Source organism: Brucella sp. H1_1004, from assembly GCF_047308065.1.
Classification (GTDB): Bacteria; Pseudomonadota; Alphaproteobacteria; order Rhizobiales; family Rhizobiaceae; genus Brucella; species Brucella pseudogrignonensis_B.
Genome location: NZ_JAYKZA010000004.1, coordinates 279,442 through 298,997 on the forward strand (window position 1 = coordinate 279,442; position 19,556 = coordinate 298,997).

The following is a 19,556-nucleotide window of genomic DNA, read 5'->3' on the forward strand; positions in this document are numbered from 1 at the left end:
CGCTGGACATGCTCTGGCTTCTTGTTTTTACGAAGAGATTCTAAACTTTACTCGAGCGCTGATGTCGATGCTTCGTCCCACTCCGGGAAATTCACAGTGAACTCCCCCTTCAAAAGTGGAGTGTCCGTTTGGTTCTGTTGCAAAATTCAAATTGAACGGATCATGGCTTAATTCTGGACACAGTTATGCAGCGAGTGCTTCGAACTGTTGTTTGATTGAGAGTGCATCTGCAGCTGAAAAGATGTCTTGTTGTTTGCGCATCATGTGGATGAGTTCAATGCCATAGAGCGTGATGCTGGCTGCGGTTTCAGATTTGAAACCGAGCATTGAGCGTGTGCGTCGTTTGATACGACGGTGATCTTGCTCAATGTTATTGTTCATATATTTGCTGGAGCGAATGGCAATGGGTTTGCCATTTTGTCTGAGCCGGTTCTCTGTATCAGATTGCAATAAAGCTATTCTGTTGGTCTCGCTTCCATCGATGGTAATTCGCTCCGGCCTGCCGTGGCGGGCCAGAGCCTTACGCAGAAAGCGCTTGGCAGCAGTTAAATCACGATCTTTGCTGAAGTAGAACTCAACTGTATCTCCGTTGCTGTCGATGGCGCGATACAGATACAGCCACGCGCCTTTGACCTTGATATATGTCTCATCAAGGTTCCATTTACGTGTGACCTGACGCTTCTTTCGATTGAACCGTTCAAGCCGTTTTGGACTGAAACAGATGACCCAGCGATGCACCGTGGAATGATCCAGATCGATGCCACGCTCAGCCATCATTTCCTTCAAGTCACGCAGGCTCAAATTGTAAGCCAGATACCATCGAACACAGAGTAGAATGACTGACTTATCGAAATGGCGACCCTTGAACATCTAAAATACTCAGCTGATTAAAAGCTGAGATACTATCACCTCATCAATTGACGAAAAATTTGCAACCGAACCACAATAATGCCCCGATAAGCCAGCATGTCCTCGACCATCCGAAAGCTTAGTGGAAAACGAAAATACAACCATACTGCTTCCGCAATGATCTCAGCGGGATAACGATGACGGCGATAAAGCGAGGCACGAGGTTTAGTCATCACACCACTATCACTGCCAGATAATTACGTTAGAGTTAAGGTAACAGTGCCGATCAGAGTACTGGGAGAAGCGTTTTCGAAAATATACAACTAGTTTTTATCAGTTTCGCTGACTTGTTATTTGAAAAAAATTAATCTAATCGGAGATAGTGATAAAAGGCATAATAAATTAGTATTATTTATTTTATTACTATAAATTAGATATATAAATACTATTGTAAAATAATTCATTCTGATATTCAGAATGATAATTATTTAATACGTTTATATATTATAGTATTCAAATTTATTATTACTATATTCTGATGCGTGACGATTGTGATTAAAGCACATAACTGGGCGTGCTATGAATTACCGAGGGGAAAGTTGATTATGATAGATTCGAAACATGTGTTCTGCGATCCTAGAAATGTGGTACGGGCTAAGAATGGACATGTCGATAAAGATGCAACTGATCTGCTTAAGAGTCTAAAGGCAGCTTTTGGGATGCCTTCAATCCCTTTCACGTCTAGCATAAGGCACTGTAGTTTGGGCGCGCTCGGCCTCGGTAGCGCAGTAATTATCAACGTCGGCTTAGGTATTTCTGCAAATGCAGAAACTACGCAACTACCAAATGGAGTTTCGTGTGCTAGACCCGAAACAGGTAGTGGTAGTTGGACATGCAAAATTTCTATGCCCAACGGCTTTGCTACAGTCACAGGCGTACCGACTGGATCATCCGCTATGGATGTCGATCTATCAGTGTTGAATTCTTGGATAGAAACTAACCTCGGCGACGGTGCGATAGCTTTGGGAAATACAGCGACTATCGCAAGCGGTGTAGGTTCCATAGCAATAGGGCAGAGTGCTGAAGCAGTAGGTGGGCGCACTATTGCTATCGGATATGATGCAGCAGCAAATGGAATGGAAAGTTTAGCTTTAGGGTCACTCGCTAATGCAAATGGTATGGGTGTAACCGCAGTGGGCCACGGTGCCGGTAATGATGCGGCGGGTGATGCCGGTGTTTATATTGGACTGACTGCCGGGAAAAATTCCAACGGTAAATCAAATTCTTATGTAGGAGATTCAACCGGCTTTTACTCGATTGGCAGTTACAATGCTTCAATTGGTGCGGGTGCAGGGGCACAAACCAGTGGCAGTCAAAACACGAGTTCAGGTTTCTACGCTGGGTCGTTGAGTATAGGAGACCGCAATGTTTCATCGGGCGCGATGGCGGGTTTTGGCATCGTCGGAGATAACAATGTTTCCCTCGGCGCTGGCGCAGCAACTGGCTACACGATCGATCCAGTAACTCGGATCGTTCTTGATCGAAATGGTGATTTAATAAATGACATTTCAAGTTTACAAATCGAACTTAGCAATATCGTTGCAATCGGGACAAAAACCTATGTTACGACAAACGGGGCTGTCGCACTGGGTGAACATGCGGAAGTGACAGCTGAGAACAGCATAGCCATCGGTTCTTACAGTCGCGCAGACGGGAGCGGATTATCTGGTTCAGCATTCAGTTCGACAGGGAATATTGACGATATTAAAGGAGTCACTCCCGTAGGAGAAGTATCCATTGGTTCAACCGGTAAGGGACGTCGTCTGACCAACGTAGCAGCTGGATCAGCAGATACTGATGCTGTTAATATTTCACAACTCAAAGTACTTGATGATCGAACGGTGAAATACGACGGCGGTGTTGGCGCGGTTAAGGACCGGGTCACGCTTGCCGGTGCAACTTCTACAAATGGCGGTCTGACTGATGGTACTATAATTGCGAATTTGGCACGGGGATCAATAAGCTCTCTCTCTACAGATGCTGTTAACGGAGCACAATTGTGGGGTATCGCCTCCAATATCGCACTTCATCTCGGTGGCTCCGCGTACGGGATAACAGTTAATAGTGATGGGACCTTAACGGCCCCATCTTATGTTATCTCAACTATCGGAGGATCCGGCGATGTTAGCAGTATTACGCATAATAACGTTGGCGATGCACTAAACGGGTTGAGCCAGAGTCTTATTAATGTGAACTCGAGATTTGATAGCGTGGAAAGTAATGGAAGCATTAAGTATTTTCACACGAATTCTTCAGCATCGGATAGCCAGGCGCTTGGTAATCAGAGTGTGGCGGTTGGCCCGCAAGCTATATCAGCAGCCGACAATAGCATTGCAATTGGAGATGGTGCGGAAACGTCACTTGGTGCTAATAGCGCCATCGCTTTGGGTGAAAGCGCTAAAGCAAATCACGCAAATAGCGTGGCATTGGGCTCTCATTCAAAGACACAGGAAGTCGCTGCAACAGCGGGGGTTACGATCAAGGGAAAGGACTATGCATTTGCTGGCGAAAGCCCTGTCGGCACCGTCAGCATTGGCGACAAAGATGCTGAACGAACAATTACAAATGTAGCAGCGGGTCGTATTTCGTCAACTTCAACTGATGCTATAAACGGATCGCAACTCAACGCAACCAATATGGCTATTGAGAATTTAAACAGTGAAATTTCTCAAGTTTCCGATGGGGCAGTGAAGTATGATAAAAAGCAAGATGGCAGTCTTAGTAACTCTGTAACTCTAATTGGAGGCGATCCGAATGCGCCTGTACTTATTTCGAATGTGGCAACTGGAGTTTCCAAGAATGATGCAGTCAACGTGGGGCAATTGCAGGCAAGTGTGCAAAACACGCTAAGCGAGTCAAAGTCTTATACCGACAATCAAGTTATTTACGCGATAGATACGTCCAAGAATTATACAGATCAGAGATCTGTTACCACTCTAAACGAAGCTAATAACTATACAGACTTCAAGTTCGGTCAACTCAACCAGGATATTGGTGACGTTCGGTCTGAAGCGAGACAAGCAGCAGCAATTGGGTTGGCAGCAGCATCCTTGCGGTATGATGATCGTCCAGGGAAGGCAAGCGTTGCCTTCGGTGGTGGCTTTTGGCGGAATGAGGGAGCAATTTCAATGGGTGCTGGATACACAAGTGAAGATAGTCGAGTTAGAAGTAATGTGTCTGCAACTACTTCGGGTGGAAACTGGGGTGTTGGGGCTGGGATCAGCTTTACAATAAACTGATCAAATGTTGAAATTGCTAAAATCGCATAAGCTGATTGTCGGAGTTATTTATTTCTTATCCGTCAATCAGCTCTTTGGGGCGCAAACAGTTGGAATTTCGTCGCACGGCAAATACAGAATAAAACCTTCCGAGGTGATCGTTCCCAATGATGTGCCGTTGGGAAAATACCGGCGCGTAATCCAGCCTTTCTCAAATTGGACATTAGTATGCGATGAAAACATAAATGCCAAGCAGAAGATATGCAATGTGACTCAAGTTATCGTTGATCAGAACGATGAGCTTGTCTTGACTATTTCACTCGCAGCCACAAAGGAGGGCGCACCGTTTTTCTTTGTGAGAACACCTTCAAATATTGATAAAAATAAGGGTTTTTCAGTATTATTACCTAGTATCAATAAAATATATCGATTTGAAATTGATGGATGTAATGATATTGTTTGTGTTGGTAAATTTCCAGTTTTTAGTGTTATTAATAGACATATATTAAATAAATCTATTATAGATATTTCTTATTACATGGGAGAAAAGAATGAATTATCCGTTAGGGTAATGCTTGATGGTTTATCTTCTGCTCTGAATTCTCTAGATTAGTTATATTTATAATAAATTGATCAGGCTGTGATTGTAAGCGCTGGGCTTGAAGCTTCCGTAATGACCCGATTGTTACTGAGGGAAATTTATGGGTTCGGTTGCAAATTTTTCGTCTCTTGATGAGGTTGATAGTATCTCAGCTTTTAATCAGCTGAGTATTTTAGATGTTCAAGGGTCGCCATTTCGATAAGTCAGTCATTCTACTCTGTGTTCGATGGTATCTGGCTTACAATTTGAGCCTGCGTGACTTGAAGGAAATGATGGCTGAGCGTGGCATCGATCTGGATCATTCCACGGTGCATCGCTGGGTCATCTGTTTCAGTCCAAAACGGCTTGAACGGTTCAATCGAAAGAAGCGTCAGGTCACACGTAAATGGAACCTTGATGAGACATATATCAAGGTCAAAGGCGCGTGGCTGTATCTGTATCGCGCCATCGACAGCAACGGAGATACAGTTGAGTTCTACTTCAGCAAAGATCGTGATTTAACTGCTGCCAAGCGCTTTCTGCGTAAGGCTCTGGCCCGCCACGGCAGGCCGGAGCGAATTACCATCGATGGAAGCGAGACCAACAGAATAGCTTTATTGCAATCTGATACAGAGAACCGGCTCAGACAAAATGGCAAACCCATTGCCATTCGCTCCAGCAAATATATGAACAATAACATTGAGCAAGATCACCGTCGTATCAAACGACGCACACGCTCAATGCTCGGTTTCAAATCTGAAACCGCAGCCAGCATCACGCTCTATGGCATTGAACTCATCCACATGATGCGCAAACAACAAGACATCTTTTCAGCTGCAGATGCACTCTCAATCAAACAACAGTTCGAAGCACTCGCTGCATAACTGTGTCCAGAATTAAGCCATGATCCGTTCAATTTGAATTTTTGCAACAGAACCCTCTAAAGTACTACAAATTCAATTCAATTCAATTTTATTTGCATTTTCTGCTGCATGTGCCGCCAATGCCAGCATGCCGACTATCATGGATCTAGCGATGTTCATCATTCCCGGCAGAACCAGTATTTTTTTTCCACCGGCTTCTAGGTTTATTAACAGGCCTGCTTCTTCAGCACATTTGAAAATTTTTTGTATGTGCGATCTAGAAAGAAGTAAATCGAGTGCAGCTCGAGAGAATGGATAAGAAATGATTTGTGGTTCATCGGAATATGGAAAATCAGTCTTTTTTAGAACTTTTAGCAGCAGTTCGAAGCCTCCATCTCGGCGCGAAAACAGGTGTGCTCCCTCCACATCGTCGACGAGACGGCAATCATTTATATAGAACTCAATTCCAAACTTGGCCATTTCTCCAATGAAACAGAGGTCGTTCTCGTGGATGAATTTGAAATGTTCAGGATAAATAATACTGATCGGCTCCCGATAGTATTTGAAAGAGTTTCTAACTAATCTAACGAATTTTTCTGTAGGCAATATAATTCGTGATCTTTTATCTTTTATATCTATCTTTCTATTTATTATACCTAGAAGATAACAAATATTTATTATCGTGTTCACACGAGTTCTGCTGGCAAGAGAGTATTTTATCGCAAATTCTTGAACCTGACTCACAGTAGGGTAAGAATTTCTGCCCCAAATCAAGCTTGTCAACTTCAACATGATGAGATAGCGAGCTTCATCTGACAATATCTTGGAAAAAAGTGGAGTTTCATTAAAAACTTCCAAGTATAATATAATGAACATATCAATAGCGCTGTTAACCCGGGTGTGACGGTTAATTTCATTTAATTTACGTGCAACCATCTGTGCCCCCACGTATCGTGACGTTCAATATTAGAGATTAACAATTTAATAATGTTGATAAAAACTGGATGAATGATCTTTTAGTCCTCGATATCAACTATAAATTGATTGATGTAGCCGGATGGGGTTTAGTTTGAAGGGCGACTTGCAAATGATAACAATGAGTTATCCAATGCAAGGAACCTGTCATGGACCGCACCTATTCGCATACTGATTTGGATGAACGCCGCAGAATAGCGCGCTGGCGCACTGCAAAGCTTTCCGTCGACGTTATTGCTGAGAAGCTTGGAAGGCACCGCTCGAGCATTTTTCGTGAACTCAAACGCAATCAGTTTACCGATGATGAGATCAAGGATTTAGACGGCTATTACTGTACGATTGCTGACCAGAAATGCCGCGAGCGTCGCTCGAAGCAACGCAAGCTCATCCGGTATGATGAGCTACGGCAGTCCGTCATCCAGCACATCAGCGATGGATGGCCACCGCAACAGATTGCCGGGAGAATGCGGCTGGAGCGGCATTCCATCTCTGTCAGTCATGAAACAATCTATCAGTTTGTGTATTCCACCGACGGTCGAAAAGAAGAGCTTTGGAAATAACTGCCGGAACGTCGCGCCAAACGACGCCCACGTCATGCCCGGCGTCATCATGGACGCCGCTTTCCCCCAGAACTGAGCATCTTACATCGCCCGGACGTGGTTGCCCGACGTAAGCAGTTTGGCCATTGGGAATGCGATCTTATTCAGTTTCGTAAGAAGTTCGGTAAGGCCAATGTGACGTCTCTGGTTGAGCGGGTGAGCCGCTTTACGGTTTTGTTGCGCAACAATGATCGTCAGTCTCGGCCGGTGATGGATGGGGTGATTAGGGTACTCCAACCCCTGCCCCAATTGGCCCGCAGATCGATTACGTTTGATCGTGGCACTCAGTTTACACAATGGTCCTATCTGCAGAATGGGATAGGGTCGCAAACCTGGTTCTGAGACCCCCAGCCTCCCTAGCAGAAAGGCACTGTTGAGAACACCAACAGACGCACAAGACGCTGGCTTCCCCGAGACCTTGATCCGCTCACCCTCAATGATCAAGACCTCGCATTTATCTGTCATCGCCTCAACAATACACCGCGCAAATGTTTAGGGTACAAAACACCTGCAGAAGTCTTTCAGCAGAAACTCTTCGCAAACAGACATCGTTTTGCGTAAACTCAAACCGAAAAGTCGCGCTTCAGCATGACCTCACAACGTGACAACACCCGATGCAGCGACTGGCGCCATTGTGCTATCTCGGCAACAAAATCAGCCATTGTTTAGCTTCCTGAAAAGTGGGCGCTGCAAGCTCTATGGAGTAAGAATTATGCTCACTTAGTCCGCAGCGCTTAGATGGTTTGTCCGGCTAAAGTGATTTCAGCCGGCGGGTGCGAAACGGCATACTGCCCGCACACGGTCCACTACAGTCTCTGTTTGCATCGCTGCCGAAAGTCGCTTGAAATCCGCCAAAACCGGAGCTGCGATATTTGCGTCGTCAATGAGCACAGGCATGCCATCGTTATCACAATGGGTTGCCCGGAATTCGATTTCGCAGATTTTGTTGTTGTCGATCGCGATGGAACACACCATCGACCATGGATCGATCTGCGAAAAGATATCCTTCTGCACCGGGGTGGCGTTGTCCCAGTCCTGCTGGGCGATGTGGTTGCCAAGGCTGTAGAGAATTGGCCTGCCCTGGTATGTCTCAACGCCAGCCGGGCTATGTGGATGGTTCCCGAGAACCATATCTGCACCAGCATCAATGATCGCATGCCCGAGTGGCTGCTGATATTCCGCTTTCGGGTTTCCACGTCCAAATCCCCAGTGGACACTGACGACAAGCACATCAACTTCCGCTCGTAGGCTTTTTATTTGGGCAACCAGTCCTTCAACAGTATCTGTATCGCGCCATCGATGGAAGCGAGACCAACAGAATAGCTATACTGCAATCTGATACAGAGAACCGGCTCAGACAAAATGGCAAACCCATTGCCATTCGCTCCAGCAAATATATGAACAATAACATTGAGCAAGATCACCGTCGTATCAAACGACGCACACGCTCCATGCTCGGTTTCAAATCTGAAACCGCAGCCAGCATCACGCTCTATGGCGTTGAACTCATCCACATGATGCGCAAACAACAAGGCATCTTTTCAGCTGCAGATGCACTCTCAATCAAACAACAGTTCGAAGCACTCGCTGCATAACTGTGTCCAGAATTAAGCCATGATCCGTTCAATTTGAATTTTTGCAACAGAACCATGGACTGTCATCGAACCGATGATGCCTGCACCGGGCCGTCTCGGACGCCTTCGCAAGACGGATTTGCGAGAGGTGGTAAATGCGCTGCTTTATATTGCTTCATCAGGTGGCGCATGGCGGCTCTTGCCCACGGACTTCCCACCATTTTCCACGGTGCAAAAGTATTTCTATCGATGGCGAGATGAAGGGATGCTGCGCACGATCAACAACGCGCTCGTGATGACAGCACGCGAGTTGACCGGAAAGCAGCCCAGCCCTACCGCTGGCGTGATCGATAGCCAGTCAATAAAAACCACGGAAAGTGGCGGAATACGGGGCTTTGACGCGGGAAAAAAGATCAACGGTCGCAAGCGTCATATTGTGGTTGATACCCTCGGCTTGATGGTTGGTCTGGTGATCCATTCTGCGAGTATTCAAGACAGAGATAGTGCACCTGATGTCTTGAAAACCATCCTCAAACGCTGGCCGTGGTTACGGCATATCTTTGCTGATGGTGGATACGCGGGACCCAAGCTCAAAGACAGGTTGGAAAAGGTCGGAAAATTTACGCTGGAAATCGTCAAACGATCCGATCACGCTGAGGGCTTCAAACTCTTACCACGCCGATGGGTGGTCGAGCGGACGTTTGCATGGCTGGGACGTTGCCGTAGATTGGCCAAAGATTTCGAAAAAACCGTCGCGTCTGCTGAAGCCTGGGTCTACATCGCAAACATCCGCCTGCTCACCCGGCGCATCGCAAGATGCCTGATATCGTTACATTCATTATGATTCAGGCTCTAAGGTCACAATGGAGTTTTTGCATAGCCTTTTGAGAGAATTGGTCCTGTCGGGCGTCCTGTCGGTGAACCACCCGCCGGCTCCAGTGTGAGTTCATAAAGCTGCTCACCACGCGGCAAGGGCAAATCTGGCCCCTTCAACTGAGCTGAATGCGCGCCTTCAAGCAACCCCATTGAGACAGGCCCCATCTCCTTTGACGGAAGCGTCCAAACCTGAATGGTTTTGCCCGATGGAATTTCGACATTGTTTAACAGGCGAACGCGGGCACTTTCATTGCCGAAATCTTCAACTATTGCTTGAACGCCTCCAGTATCATCCAGCAAAACAGCGATCACAACCGGCTCAATGGTTCGTGTAAGCGACCATCCGAGACCGACGGCAAGAAATATCGATGCGGCTGATGCCGAGAGTGCTGCTAGTCGCCATCCATTAACACCAGGCTTGTTATCGTTGGCATTTTTGACAGGTATTATTGCCGGGGCCGGGTTATCCGAAAGCTGATTTTGAACAGTTTCCCAGACGCGTTCATCGACGCACATCGGCGTAACGGATGTATCGAGTGCCAAAAAGCGCTCCCTACTATTAGCAACTGCGTGCTTCAGTTCGTCACTGCGGCTGATTTCGGTTTCGACCTGAAGTGCTTCGTCCGGGTTAAGCAGGCCAAGCACATACTCGTCAGCAAGCTCGGGAATATTATCGAATGATTTGATCATGTCATACATGCCCGCAATGCGTTGAGACCTCGTCTTACCCAGGATTTTGCGGTACCCAAAGGTATTTGTAATCGCCCAGCGATTTCACCATGCGTATAGCCTCCCACATAGGCCATGAGAATGCCATCTCGCTTGTCTTTATCGAGAGCGTTAAGACAATCCCTGAGCTGGCTCGTTTGATCAAGTTGATACCAGGCTGTCAAAATTTCTTTTGAATGTTCGGCTTCGCTTAAAGCGTCGACATCATCCACTGTCTGCTCACGTTTGCCGTCGCGCAATGCATTCAAAGCACGGTTACGAACAATTGCATAAATCCACCCCTTAGCAGAGCCTTGATCGGGCGCATATTGGTGTGAGTGGGTCCATATTCGAATGAGCGCTTCCTGCAAAACTTCTTCCGCCAGTTCGCGGCGACGAAGAATGCGGTGCGCAACAGCCAGCAATCGACCCGATTCCTGATCATAGATAGCACGGAGTCCTGACCGATCACGCCGCACGCAGGCAGCAATAGCCTTTGCCAGTTCATCCGGTTGCCCGCCCATTTCACACATCTCCTCATCCGTTCGACAGATTAGCCTTAATTCATATACGCAGGAAACAGGCAAACAGATGCAGTTGAAATTTTATTTTTCTCCACTGCATCCAAACCGGTGGTCCCACGTGTCTGATAATCAGAGGCGCTGAAATCGACGATACGAACGGCAGCTTCGAACAACGAAACAAAGGAGAGCAACGATGCGTATTATTCAGCTGGCACTGGCTACATCCACAATTCTTGGCGTTTCGATTATTCATGGCACAGCCGCACCTGCGCTTGGCCTTGTCGGTGACAAGACGCTGGTGATGTTTGACACAGGTGACGGCAAAGTCACAAAGACGATGGAAGTTGATGGCGTTGAAAATCTGGTTGGTATTGATTTTCGACCTGTCGATAAGACTGTTGTCGGCGTTACCGGGGATCATCGGATCGTCGCAATCAATCTCGATAGTGGAGCGACGACAGAAATCGCGAAAATGAATAAGATGTTGCCACTATCAGAAGGGCAGGCCGTCGTTGTTGATTTTAACCCGATGGCAGACCGGTTGCGTTTCATGACTGGCACGACAAATCATCGTGTGCATCCGGATACGGGTGAAGTCACGGTAGACGGCAAGCTGGCATATGAAAACGGTGATGCAGGTGAGGGCCCTGAAAGCAAAATTGTCGCCGCTGCTTACACCAACTCAATCGGTAAGCCCGAAAAGACCGCTATGTTTAATATCGATGCTGGCAATAAAACACTTGTGCAGCAAACGAAGCCAAATGACGGAACGCTGAAAACAATCGGCAGTCTTGAAATCGAGGGGAGCCCGGAGACTTACGCGTTCGATATTCATGGAATGGCGGAAGGCAAGAATACGGCCTATCTCGTTGCAGACAACACGGTTTACACGGTAAATCTTGAAACTGGCGCTGCCACCAAAATCGGCACCGTTGAGAAACTGGAAAGCAATATGCGCGATGTGGCTATTTTGCCAGCGTCATAATTTCCGGAATGGGGCCGGTTTCAAATCGGCCCTTTTTCTTTTTTTGCCTCATCGATAATCTGACGCTCCACTAGCCTGGCCACAAAACTCAAATCTATGTCTCGCCCCGCAAGCTTCTTAATGGCTGAGGCCACAAGGTCGCGTGCCACATAGTCAGATTTGTGCCCCATGCCTTTAATCACATAAAGTTCTGATCGTGCTATATCTTTGGCGAGTTGTCGGGCATGCACATCAGGCGATACAATATCATCGGTGTCACCCGTGATAATGATAGTTGGTGCAGCGATCCGTTTGTATTGTTCATAAGTAGTTTCAGCCCAGTCACATAATGCGCCGAGTTCTCGCGCATTATGTCGGAAAGCGCGGGGCCGCAACGCTTGCCATGCCTTTGTCCAGCAGGTGTAGCCGGGTGGATATTTATTCGGCGTGAAGACCGATTTCATTGCTGCTCTTAGACTTAATAGGCCAATTGTTGGCGCAACCAATAAACTGAACAAGGCTCCAATCATAGGAGCTTTTGCCAGATTATTATACCATGAGATGCCGCCAACCCACGGATAGACAGCTGGTGAGAGGAAAATCAAACCCGCTACGCGTTCGGGATGACGAACAGCCAATGCGGCGGCAACTGCTCCACCGTAAGAGTGTCCGATAATCGTTGCGCTTTCGATGCCGCGTAACTGCATGAGTTTGGCTATCGCATCGGCCTGAGCGTCGGGGCGAACATTATCGACGGGTCCATCTTCGGATCGCCCATGTCCGGGCCGATCTACAAAAAGCATCTGAATATCGTCAAAGCGCTTATTATGAAATGTGTAAAGAGGATCAAGAAGACTCGTACTCGCCCCATGAATGAATAGCGCAGTATTCTTCGCCGCTAAAGATTTCGAGGAGATAAGAATACTGTTTAGTCGAAAACCTCCCACATCAAAAGAAATTGCATTCTCCTGTATGTTCATCGCCATCCTCAAAACATGCGTAACCGGACTCATTTTAGTGTCTCCGGCCTGACAGGCTATCCGGTCGGAGCCGTTTATTCACATTGAAACCTGTTACATTTTGGGTAAAAGCACCTTATCAATAACGTGTATTACTCCGTTTGACTGTTTTACGTCTGCTATTGTTACGTGAGCAACAGTTCCGTTTTCATCGGTAAGCGTAATCTTTCCCATCGCCTCTTTGGCCTTTAGAAGGCAGCCGCCCACTGTTTTGATGTCGTGTGTTCCTTTGTCATCGGCTATCATTTTGGCGATATTCTTTGACATGGCGTCAGCGGCAACAACGTGACAGGTGAGGACCTTCGTTAACTTTTCTTTGTTTTCGGGCTTCAAAAGAGTATTGACTGTTGCTTCTGGTAAGGCAGCGAAAGCTTCATTGGTTGGCGCAAAAACTGTAAAGGGGCCTTTTCCTTTGAGCGTATCTACCAGACCCGCAGCTTTAACGGCAGCGACGAGCGTTGTATGATCCTTGGAATTCATTGCATTGTCGACAATGGTTTTGTTGTCATACATTGCGGCTCCGCCGACGTTCGGATTTTCAGCAAAAGCCGCGGTAGAGATCACGGAAAAAATAGCTGCGACGGTGAGTGCCTGTTTCGAAAAACGCATTATTTCATTCTCCTCCCTAAACCCGGATTTTTACCGGATCACCCACATATTTGAGGGCACATCAAATTACGAATCTGCCGGTGGATCAGATCAGTCTTCAGAATAATATTATTCAGTCGTGAATATAGCAGCTCAGGGAATATCCGTATTGGTTGAGAAATTTGAATAGAACGTGAGGCGGAATGACGTCCGCTTGCCCGTGTTAATAAGTTTTGGAATATGACAATGTGAAAGGGTCGCGTTCGCTGATCAATGAGAAGCCTTTTAATAACCGTATTGGGTTGGACACAGTCTTTGTTCCTGTATGGAGAAACGGGATTTATTTGTAGATATGATTGATTGAGAACGGACGGTAATTTCTGATTTCCGTTGTTGCCAATCATTATCGGGATCAGTTCTTGACTAGCAACCAGTGCAGTGCAAGACTTTTTGAGTAACTTGGGTTCGTTCTGTTCCAGCTTCCTGCGCACCTGAAAACCAAGAATATTCATAATATATTGTGGAACTTAGTACTATATTTCTCGGTATAGAAGCAAAAGAGTATAGATTTTTGAAGTGAATTCTCTTTTATATTTAGGTAAAGAATAACAAATTTCTAAAATTCTGGAATGTTTTCCTTAAATATCACTTGGACGCGTGGTGGATGATGATCGAAAGGTTGACCTTTGATACTGCTTATCAAAATCGCCAATGACTCGCGCGCTTCCACGCGCGGATTCTGGTCAATGACGGCATCCATCGTGCCATTCAACAGAAGTCGTTTGGTGCCTTCGGTCAGTTCATGCCCGATGAAAATAATGGAATCTGTTTTGCCTGAATCCATCAACGCCTGCCCGATACCCTGATTGCCTGCACCGAGATTATAGATACCTGCAAGGCCGGGGTGGCGTTTAAGCAAAGCTATGGTCTCTGAGTAAGCCTTTTCGCGGCTGTCTTCGATTTCGTTTAGTTCGACGATACTGAGACGCGGAAACTCCTCCGCGATAACACGGCGAAAGCCCATCTCACGCTCTTCATGGCCACGATAGGAAAGCGAACCGGCAAACAGCGCAATCTTGCCTTCTGTCGAGCGGCCAAGAAAACGACCGAGAACATAACCGCCGAGGCGCCCCGCGGCGCGGTTATCGATGCCAATATAACCGACGCGCGGTATATGCAGAATGTCAGACGCAATGGTGACGATATGTGCGCCGGATTGGGCCAGCGAGCGCATGGCTTCGCGCACCGTCGGGTGATCCAGTGCAATTACGCCAACGCCTTGCGCCTGTCCTTTGAGGCCTTCAAGCGCACGGGCGAGCGTGTTGGGATTGAAGCCTTCGACACTGTGAAGCCTTAACTCGATTTGAGGTTGTAGCGCGGCCTGTCTGGCAATTTCGTCACGCAGATTGGCTATAAAGGTGTTCGTGCCAGCCGGCAGAACGAAATCGAGTCTGATGCTGTCGGCAAACTGCGCGACCGGCGGAGTGCTGCCGGGCAGATAGCCAAGATTGCGAGCAGCTTCGAGGACGATTTCGCGTGTGCGCTCTTTCACGCCTTCGCGATTGTTTAGAACGCGATCAACCGTAGCGCTTGAGACGCCTGCTATTCTGGCAATATCGCTGACCGTGGAACGCAAATCAGACCCCTCATTAAAATGATGGGAAATGATGTATTTCGATTTGCGAAAGATGCAAGACCAGTTACTCATGAAAAGTGCGTTTTCCCTATCAAGCAGCCAGTCAGTCCGTCGTATCCATCAGTAAACATCATGAATTTATATATGAACCCTTCAATTACGGGGATTAACTTAGTATCTCATCGAAATCGACGTAAAATGATGTAAAATGATTTAATATGATGTTGACACTGTGGATTGAAGTCTTCATTAATCCTCAGCGCGCCAATGGAGGTTGGCTTCGTCCCTGGACGGTCCGGACTGTGATCGATGGATCTGTGTGGGGAAATTTAATGGGAGGACGCGATGAGCGAAGCACGGGGCTTTGTTCCTGATCCGCAGGTGCGGGCTCGGGATTTCAAAATAGGCTGTATTGGCGCAGGCATGATCATGGCCGAGTGCCATCTTGCTGCCTATAAGGAAGCGGGCTTTACGGTCGCGGCAATCGCCTCACGCACCAAGGCAAAGGCCGAAGAGGTCGCCGCGCGTTGGGGTATCGCTACAGTGCACGACACGCCAGAAGCGCTGATTGGCGACGAAGCTATCGAAATCATCGATATTGCTTATCCGCCGGATCAGCAGCCTGCAATCATTCGCAAAGCGCTTGCGCAGCCACATATCAAGGGCATTCTCGCCCAAAAGCCACTGGCTCTGAGGCTTGAAGAGGCCATTGCGCTTCGCGATGAAGCAGCGAAGGCTGGCAAAATCCTCTCGGTCAATCAGAACATGCGCTACGACCAGTCGATGCGCGTACTGAAGCAAATTCTCGACAAGGGTGAGCTTGGCGCGCCTGTCATGGCGACAATCGAGATGCGTGCCACCCCGCATTGGCAGGGGTTTCTGGAAGATTATGACCGCCTGACACTGTCTAACATGAGCGTGCATCATCTCGATGTGCTGCGCTTCCTGTTTGGTGAACCTGACACCATCACCACGCTGACGCGCACTGACCCCCGCACTCAGTTTGAACACAAGGACGGTATCACCGTTTCAACGCTGATGTTCCCGAGCGGTGTGATGGCTGTTTCGATGGAAGACGTCTGGTCCGGGCCGCGCGAGGAGGGCTTTGACAGCGATATTTACATCAAATGGCGGGTCGAGGGTACGGATGGTGTGGCACAGGGCACGATTGGCTGGCCGGATGGTTCGCCATCAACGCTGACTTATGCCTCCAAAAAGACGACAGACGGCAAATGGGTAAGCCCAAAATGGGAAACCATGTGGTTCCCGCACGCTTTTATCGGTGTGATGGAGCAGCTGCAATACGCCATTCAGTCTGGCGAGCCGCCAGCGCTTTCTGTGGCGGACAATGTGAAGACGGTCGCACTCATTGAGGCTGGCTACAAGTCGATCGATGAAGGCCGCACTGTCAAATTGTCCGAGATATCAATCAATTAAATGAGCACATCCCGAAAAGTGTGAAGCGATTTTCGGGAAAGATGTGCATTAACAAAAAATCTTGACGGGAGGGTTTCGATCATGATGCAGGTGGGTATTTTCAGCGGCTATTTCCCTTATTCGCTTGAGGAAACGGCCAAAAAAATCCGCGCACTCGACTTCAATACAGTCCAGCTGGATATGCATTTCAAGGATATCGATCTGAGTGCGGGACAGATCACTAAGGACAAATGCGTCAAAATTCGCGAGACATTCCGCGATCATAATCTGCCGATTTCATGCATTTCCGGTTATACGAATATCATTCATCCGGACAAGGTGGAGCGCGAGCGCCGCGTGGGTTATCTCAAAGAGATTATCCGCCACGCGCAATATCTCGGTACGCCTTATGTGATTTCGGAAACCGGTACTTACAACACTGAATCCGACTGGGTTCATCATCCGAAGAACAAGACCGAAGAGGGTTTTGAAGAGTGCCGCAAGGTCATCGCTGATTTGTCGCAATTTGCTTATGACCACGGTGCGGTGTTCCTGCTCGAAACCTATGTGAACAACGTCGTCGGTTCGGTCGAGGAAACGGTGAAAATGCTTGCGCAGGTCGATCATCCAGGCCTTGGCCTGCTGATGGACCCAACCAATTATTTTGAGACGCACAACATCGACCGGATGGATGAAATTCTCAACCAGGTTTTCGATACGTTGAGCGACAAGATCAAGATCGGTCATGCCAAGGACGTCAAGCGCTCAGGCGACGACAAGACGGAAAAGCATGCTGATATCGGTGATGCCGATGCCCTTGAAAGCCATACTTTCCGCGGCGTTGGTGAGATCGAACTGCCGGCTCCGGGGCTAGGTTCCTTGAACTATGACCTTTACCTGAAGCGCCTTGCACAAAAGCATCCGAATATTCCGATGATTATCGAACATCTCGATGAGGCCGATGTGCCACGTGCGAAGAAGTTCCTCGATGGAAAGCTGCGCGCGCAGGGACTTTAATACCACCTTGGGCGGGGTGGGGCGGCCGGTGTTATAAAGGTGCTATAAACAAGCGTTTAAACACTGGCCGCCTTTGACTGAACTAGCTGCGCGCCGCAGCATTTTAAGGTACCAGAATGGTGAAGCTTTATGGAGAGGTGAGGTCGCGTCGCGACATCGCCGCGAGCAGTGGCTCTTTTGCGCAATTTGCAGGCGTTCGCCTGATGGTGCTTGAAGACGGATTGGAACGCGGCATAAGAATGCTGGAGTTTCGTTCAGGCACCGGTTTGCGCTTTACCGTTCTGGTTGATCGCGCGCTTGATATTGCCGATTGCGACTATCGTGGCATGGCTATCGGTTGGCATTCTCCGTCCGGTTTCCGCCATCCGGGACTGCATGAATATGAGGGCGAGGGCGGGCTTGGCTGGATGCGTTCTTTCTCCGGCCTGATGGTGACATGCGGTCTGGACCATATCCTCTTCATGTATGATGAGGCGGCTGACCATTATAATTACAAGCCGCGTCGGACGATCAAGCACGCCATTCATGGCCGTGTTGGTACTATTCCTGCAAAGCTGACTGGCTATGGTGAGCGCTGGGAAGGCGACGAATGCACTCTCTGGTGCGAGGGTGTCGTCACACAGGGAACCGTGTTCGGTGAGCATCTCGAACTGACACGCCGCATCGAAATTAAAGCCGGTACGAACGATATCAAGCTGACAGATCGCGTGACCAATCGCGGTTTTTATCGCACGCCGCATATGTATTGTTATCATATTAATGTCGGGCACCCCGTTTTGGCCGAAGGCTCACGTTATTTGGCACCTGTCAGGGATGTGGTCTGGGCGGCTCATGCCGGAGAAGACTACAAAAAGCAGAGCGTCGGATATCGTACGCTGCCTGCGCCGCAGATGCAGTTTCATGAGCAGGTCTGGCAGCATGAAATGGGTGCGGATGCCAATGGTGAAGTGCCGGTTGCGCTGGTCAATGACAAGCTGGGCATCGGTTTTGAAGTCGTTACCCGCAAGGATCAGTTCCACTGCATGTATGAGTGGCAGAATCTGCAGGCCGGGCAATATGCGCTCGGTATCGAACCTGCGACCAATCACGTTCTGGGACATGGTGCTGCCCGCGACCGCGGCGAACTGATCTGGCTCGAACACGGCGAAGAGCGCCGTTATGATAGCACGTTCCGTATTCTTGGCGATGCGGCGAGCATCGCGGATACAGAAACACGTATTGCCGCAATTGCGAAGCAGCCAATTGAGGAATATCCGGTGCCATCGGGCAATCACGTTGCTATTAGAGGACGCTCATGACCGCACCATCGCCGTTTTCTGTGACAGGCAAAACCATTCTCTACACGGGTGCTGCCGGTGGCCTAGGTCTTGAAACTACGCTCAATTTTCTACGCGCTGGCGCACGGGTTGTGGCTATCGATCATGATCCGAAAAAAATTGAAGAGTTGAAAAGCAAGGCGGAGGTCGAGGGGCATAGCGGACTTTCGATCCATGCGCTCGATCTGTCGGATTTGCAGTCACTCCGCCCTGAATTGGAGGCGATTAGTCGTGAGGCCGGTGGTTTTGATGTCGTAATCAACAATGCTGCGATTTATCCGTCCAAGCCATTTGAAGACTATACACTTGAGGAAATGCAGAAAGTGCAGCACATCAATGTCGATGCGGGCATTGTCTGCGTTCAGGTGGCGCTGCCGCATATGCGTGAAAAGGGGTGGGGTCGTATTATCAATATCGCCAGCGTGACTGCCTATGGCGGCTGGTCGCTCCTTTCGCCTTATGTGCAATCAAAAGGGGCGCTCATTGGGCTTGCACGTGCCTGGGCACGCGAGTTCGGTACCTATGGCATTACCGTCAATGCAATTTCGCCGGGTGCTTTTCCAACAGATGCCGAGAAAATCCACCCCGACCCGGAGGGTTATACGAAATTCGTGCTTGAGCATCAGGCTGTTAAGCGTCGTGGATCGTCGCGGGATATTGCCTCGGCTTTGATGTTTCTTGCCTCTGATGAAGCAGGATTTATCTCCGGGCAGACCTTGAATGTCGATGGCGGATGGGTGATGCATTAAGGAATGAGTTTGCATTGGAGGAATG

The 19,556-nt window shown here is 48.3% G+C and carries 15 protein-coding genes and 5 pseudogenes; 11 read left to right on the plus strand and 9 right to left on the minus strand.

All coding sequences use genetic code 11. The features are described from left to right. Nucleotides 1–183 precede the first annotated feature (183 nt). Both U2P60_RS20150 and U2P60_RS20155 read right to left on the minus strand, forming a co-directional pair. Nucleotides 184–870 carry an IS6 family transposase gene (locus tag U2P60_RS20150; protein ID WP_413574173.1) on the minus strand — a complete coding sequence of 229 codons (687 nt, stop codon included), beginning with the start codon at nt 868–870 and terminating at the stop codon, nt 184–186. A gap of 71 nt (nt 871–941) precedes the next feature. Then, a pseudogene (locus U2P60_RS20155) lies at nt 942–1,082 on the minus strand (IS6 family transposase); the annotation flags it as partial. A 372-nt stretch (nt 1,083–1,454) separates the two neighbouring features. Here U2P60_RS20155 and U2P60_RS20160 point away from each other — a divergent pair. The 3 genes from U2P60_RS20160 (at nt 1,455) to U2P60_RS20170 (ending at nt 5,591) form a co-directional block, all read left to right on the plus strand. Beyond that, nucleotides 1,455–4,148, plus strand: a complete 2,694-nt coding sequence (locus U2P60_RS20160; RefSeq protein WP_413574174.1) for a YadA-like family protein — start codon at nt 1,455–1,457, stop codon at nt 4,146–4,148. 4 nt (nt 4,149–4,152) lie between these two features. Continuing rightward, complete coding sequence (locus U2P60_RS20165; protein ID WP_413574175.1) at nt 4,153–4,740, plus strand: invasion associated locus B family protein; 588 nt, start codon at nt 4,153–4,155, stop codon at nt 4,738–4,740. Between the two features lie 164 nt (nt 4,741–4,904). Beyond that, nucleotides 4,905–5,591: an IS6 family transposase gene (locus U2P60_RS20170; protein WP_413574173.1), complete on the plus strand. Its 687-nt coding sequence runs from the start codon at nt 4,905–4,907 to the stop codon at nt 5,589–5,591. A 72-nt stretch (nt 5,592–5,663) separates the two neighbouring features. Here U2P60_RS20170 and U2P60_RS20175 read toward each other — a convergent pair whose 3' ends face one another. Continuing rightward, nucleotides 5,664–6,506, minus strand: coding sequence for a hypothetical protein (locus U2P60_RS20175; RefSeq protein WP_413574176.1), 843 nt, complete (start codon nt 6,504–6,506; stop codon nt 5,664–5,666). A gap of 188 nt (nt 6,507–6,694) precedes the next feature. Here U2P60_RS20175 and U2P60_RS20180 point away from each other — a divergent pair. Next, a pseudogene (locus U2P60_RS20180) lies at nt 6,695–7,705 on the plus strand (IS30 family transposase). A 201-nt stretch (nt 7,706–7,906) separates the two neighbouring features. Here U2P60_RS20180 and U2P60_RS20185 read toward each other — a convergent pair. Beyond that, a pseudogene (locus U2P60_RS20185) lies at nt 7,907–8,416 on the minus strand (CapA family protein); the annotation flags it as partial. Nucleotides 8,417–8,439: 23 nt separating this feature from the next. Between U2P60_RS20185 and U2P60_RS20190 the strand changes: the two are divergent. Together U2P60_RS20190 and U2P60_RS20195 are read left to right on the plus strand one after the other, a co-directional pair. Continuing rightward, nucleotides 8,440–8,739 (plus strand): annotated as a pseudogene (locus tag U2P60_RS20190) (DDE-type integrase/transposase/recombinase); the annotation flags it as partial. 55 nt (nt 8,740–8,794) lie between these two features. Next, nucleotides 8,795–9,562 (plus strand): annotated as a pseudogene (locus U2P60_RS20195) (IS5 family transposase); the annotation flags it as partial. 14 nt (nt 9,563–9,576) lie between these two features. On the opposite strand, the gene U2P60_RS20200 reads toward U2P60_RS20195, so the two are convergent. Beyond that, entirely contained in the window at nt 9,577–10,293 is a 717-nt protein-coding gene (locus tag U2P60_RS20200; RefSeq protein ID WP_413574177.1) for an anti-sigma factor domain-containing protein, read from the minus strand. Next, nucleotides 10,281–10,826, minus strand: coding sequence for a sigma-70 family RNA polymerase sigma factor (locus U2P60_RS20205; RefSeq protein ID WP_313830194.1), 546 nt, complete (start codon nt 10,824–10,826; stop codon nt 10,281–10,283). Before U2P60_RS20205 ends, U2P60_RS20200 begins: the two co-directional genes overlap by 13 nt. Nucleotides 10,827–11,019: 193 nt before the next feature. Between U2P60_RS20205 and U2P60_RS20210 the strand changes: the two genes are divergently transcribed. After that, on the plus strand, nt 11,020–11,811 hold the full coding sequence (locus U2P60_RS20210) for a DUF4394 domain-containing protein (RefSeq protein ID WP_413574179.1): 792 nt from the start codon (nt 11,020–11,022) through the stop codon (nt 11,809–11,811). 20 nt (nt 11,812–11,831) lie between these two features. Here U2P60_RS20210 and U2P60_RS20215 read toward each other — a convergent pair whose 3' ends face one another. The 3 genes from U2P60_RS20215 to U2P60_RS20225 form a co-directional block, all read right to left on the minus strand. Beyond that, nucleotides 11,832–12,803, minus strand: coding sequence for an alpha/beta fold hydrolase (locus U2P60_RS20215; RefSeq protein WP_413574181.1), 972 nt, complete (start codon nt 12,801–12,803; stop codon nt 11,832–11,834). A 60-nt stretch (nt 12,804–12,863) separates the two neighbouring features. Beyond that, entirely contained in the window at nt 12,864–13,418 is a 555-nt protein-coding gene (locus tag U2P60_RS20220) for a fasciclin domain-containing protein (RefSeq protein ID WP_413574183.1), read from the minus strand. Nucleotides 13,419–14,013: 595 nt separating this feature from the next. Continuing rightward, nucleotides 14,014–15,033 carry a LacI family DNA-binding transcriptional regulator gene (locus U2P60_RS20225; protein ID WP_413574185.1) on the minus strand — a complete coding sequence of 340 codons (1,020 nt, stop codon included), beginning with the start codon at nt 15,031–15,033 and terminating at the stop codon, nt 14,014–14,016. A 345-nt stretch (nt 15,034–15,378) separates the two neighbouring features. On the opposite strand from U2P60_RS20225, the gene U2P60_RS20230 reads away from it, so the two are divergent. The 4 genes from U2P60_RS20230 (at nt 15,379) to U2P60_RS20245 (ending at nt 19,531) form a co-directional block, all read left to right on the plus strand. Further along, the gene (locus U2P60_RS20230; RefSeq protein WP_413574187.1) at nt 15,379–16,470 is read left to right on the plus strand and encodes a Gfo/Idh/MocA family protein; all 1,092 of its coding nucleotides are present in this window, start codon (nt 15,379–15,381) and stop codon (nt 16,468–16,470) included. Nucleotides 16,471–16,551: 81 nt separating this feature from the next. Continuing rightward, complete coding sequence (locus U2P60_RS20235) at nt 16,552–17,466, plus strand: sugar phosphate isomerase/epimerase family protein (RefSeq protein WP_413574189.1); 915 nt, start codon at nt 16,552–16,554, stop codon at nt 17,464–17,466. Between the two features lie 116 nt (nt 17,467–17,582). Next, nucleotides 17,583–18,764, plus strand: a complete 1,182-nt coding sequence (locus tag U2P60_RS20240; protein WP_413574190.1) for an aldose 1-epimerase family protein — start codon at nt 17,583–17,585, stop codon at nt 18,762–18,764. Then, on the plus strand, nt 18,761–19,531 hold the full coding sequence (locus tag U2P60_RS20245; RefSeq protein ID WP_313830202.1) for an SDR family NAD(P)-dependent oxidoreductase: 771 nt from the start codon (nt 18,761–18,763) through the stop codon (nt 19,529–19,531). The genes U2P60_RS20240 and U2P60_RS20245 overlap by 4 nt, the downstream gene beginning before the upstream one ends. Nucleotides 19,532–19,556: the final 25 nt, after the last annotated feature.

Coding starts and splice junctions, on each gene's coding strand:
- U2P60_RS20150 (WP_413574173.1), bottom strand. CDS start 870: ATGTTCAAGGGTCGCCATTTCGATAAGTCAGTCATTCTACTCTGTGTT.
- U2P60_RS20160 (WP_413574174.1), top strand. CDS start 1,455: ATGATAGATTCGAAACATGTGTTCTGCGATCCTAGAAATGTGGTACGG.
- U2P60_RS20165 (WP_413574175.1), top strand. CDS start 4,153: ATGTTGAAATTGCTAAAATCGCATAAGCTGATTGTCGGAGTTATTTAT.
- U2P60_RS20170 (WP_413574173.1), top strand. CDS start 4,905: ATGTTCAAGGGTCGCCATTTCGATAAGTCAGTCATTCTACTCTGTGTT.
- U2P60_RS20175 (WP_413574176.1), bottom strand. CDS start 6,506: ATGGTTGCACGTAAATTAAATGAAATTAACCGTCACACCCGGGTTAAC.
- U2P60_RS20200 (WP_413574177.1), bottom strand. CDS start 10,293: ATGTATGACATGATCAAATCATTCGATAATATTCCCGAGCTTGCTGAC.
- U2P60_RS20205 (WP_313830194.1), bottom strand. CDS start 10,826: ATGGGCGGGCAACCGGATGAACTGGCAAAGGCTATTGCTGCCTGCGTG.
- U2P60_RS20210 (WP_413574179.1), top strand. CDS start 11,020: ATGCGTATTATTCAGCTGGCACTGGCTACATCCACAATTCTTGGCGTT.
- U2P60_RS20215 (WP_413574181.1), bottom strand. CDS start 12,803: ATGAGTCCGGTTACGCATGTTTTGAGGATGGCGATGAACATACAGGAG.
- U2P60_RS20220 (WP_413574183.1), bottom strand. CDS start 13,418: ATGCGTTTTTCGAAACAGGCACTCACCGTCGCAGCTATTTTTTCCGTG.
- U2P60_RS20230 (WP_413574187.1), top strand. CDS start 15,379: ATGAGCGAAGCACGGGGCTTTGTTCCTGATCCGCAGGTGCGGGCTCGG.
- U2P60_RS20235 (WP_413574189.1), top strand. CDS start 16,552: ATGATGCAGGTGGGTATTTTCAGCGGCTATTTCCCTTATTCGCTTGAG.
- U2P60_RS20240 (WP_413574190.1), top strand. CDS start 17,583: ATGGTGAAGCTTTATGGAGAGGTGAGGTCGCGTCGCGACATCGCCGCG.
- U2P60_RS20245 (WP_313830202.1), top strand. CDS start 18,761: ATGACCGCACCATCGCCGTTTTCTGTGACAGGCAAAACCATTCTCTAC.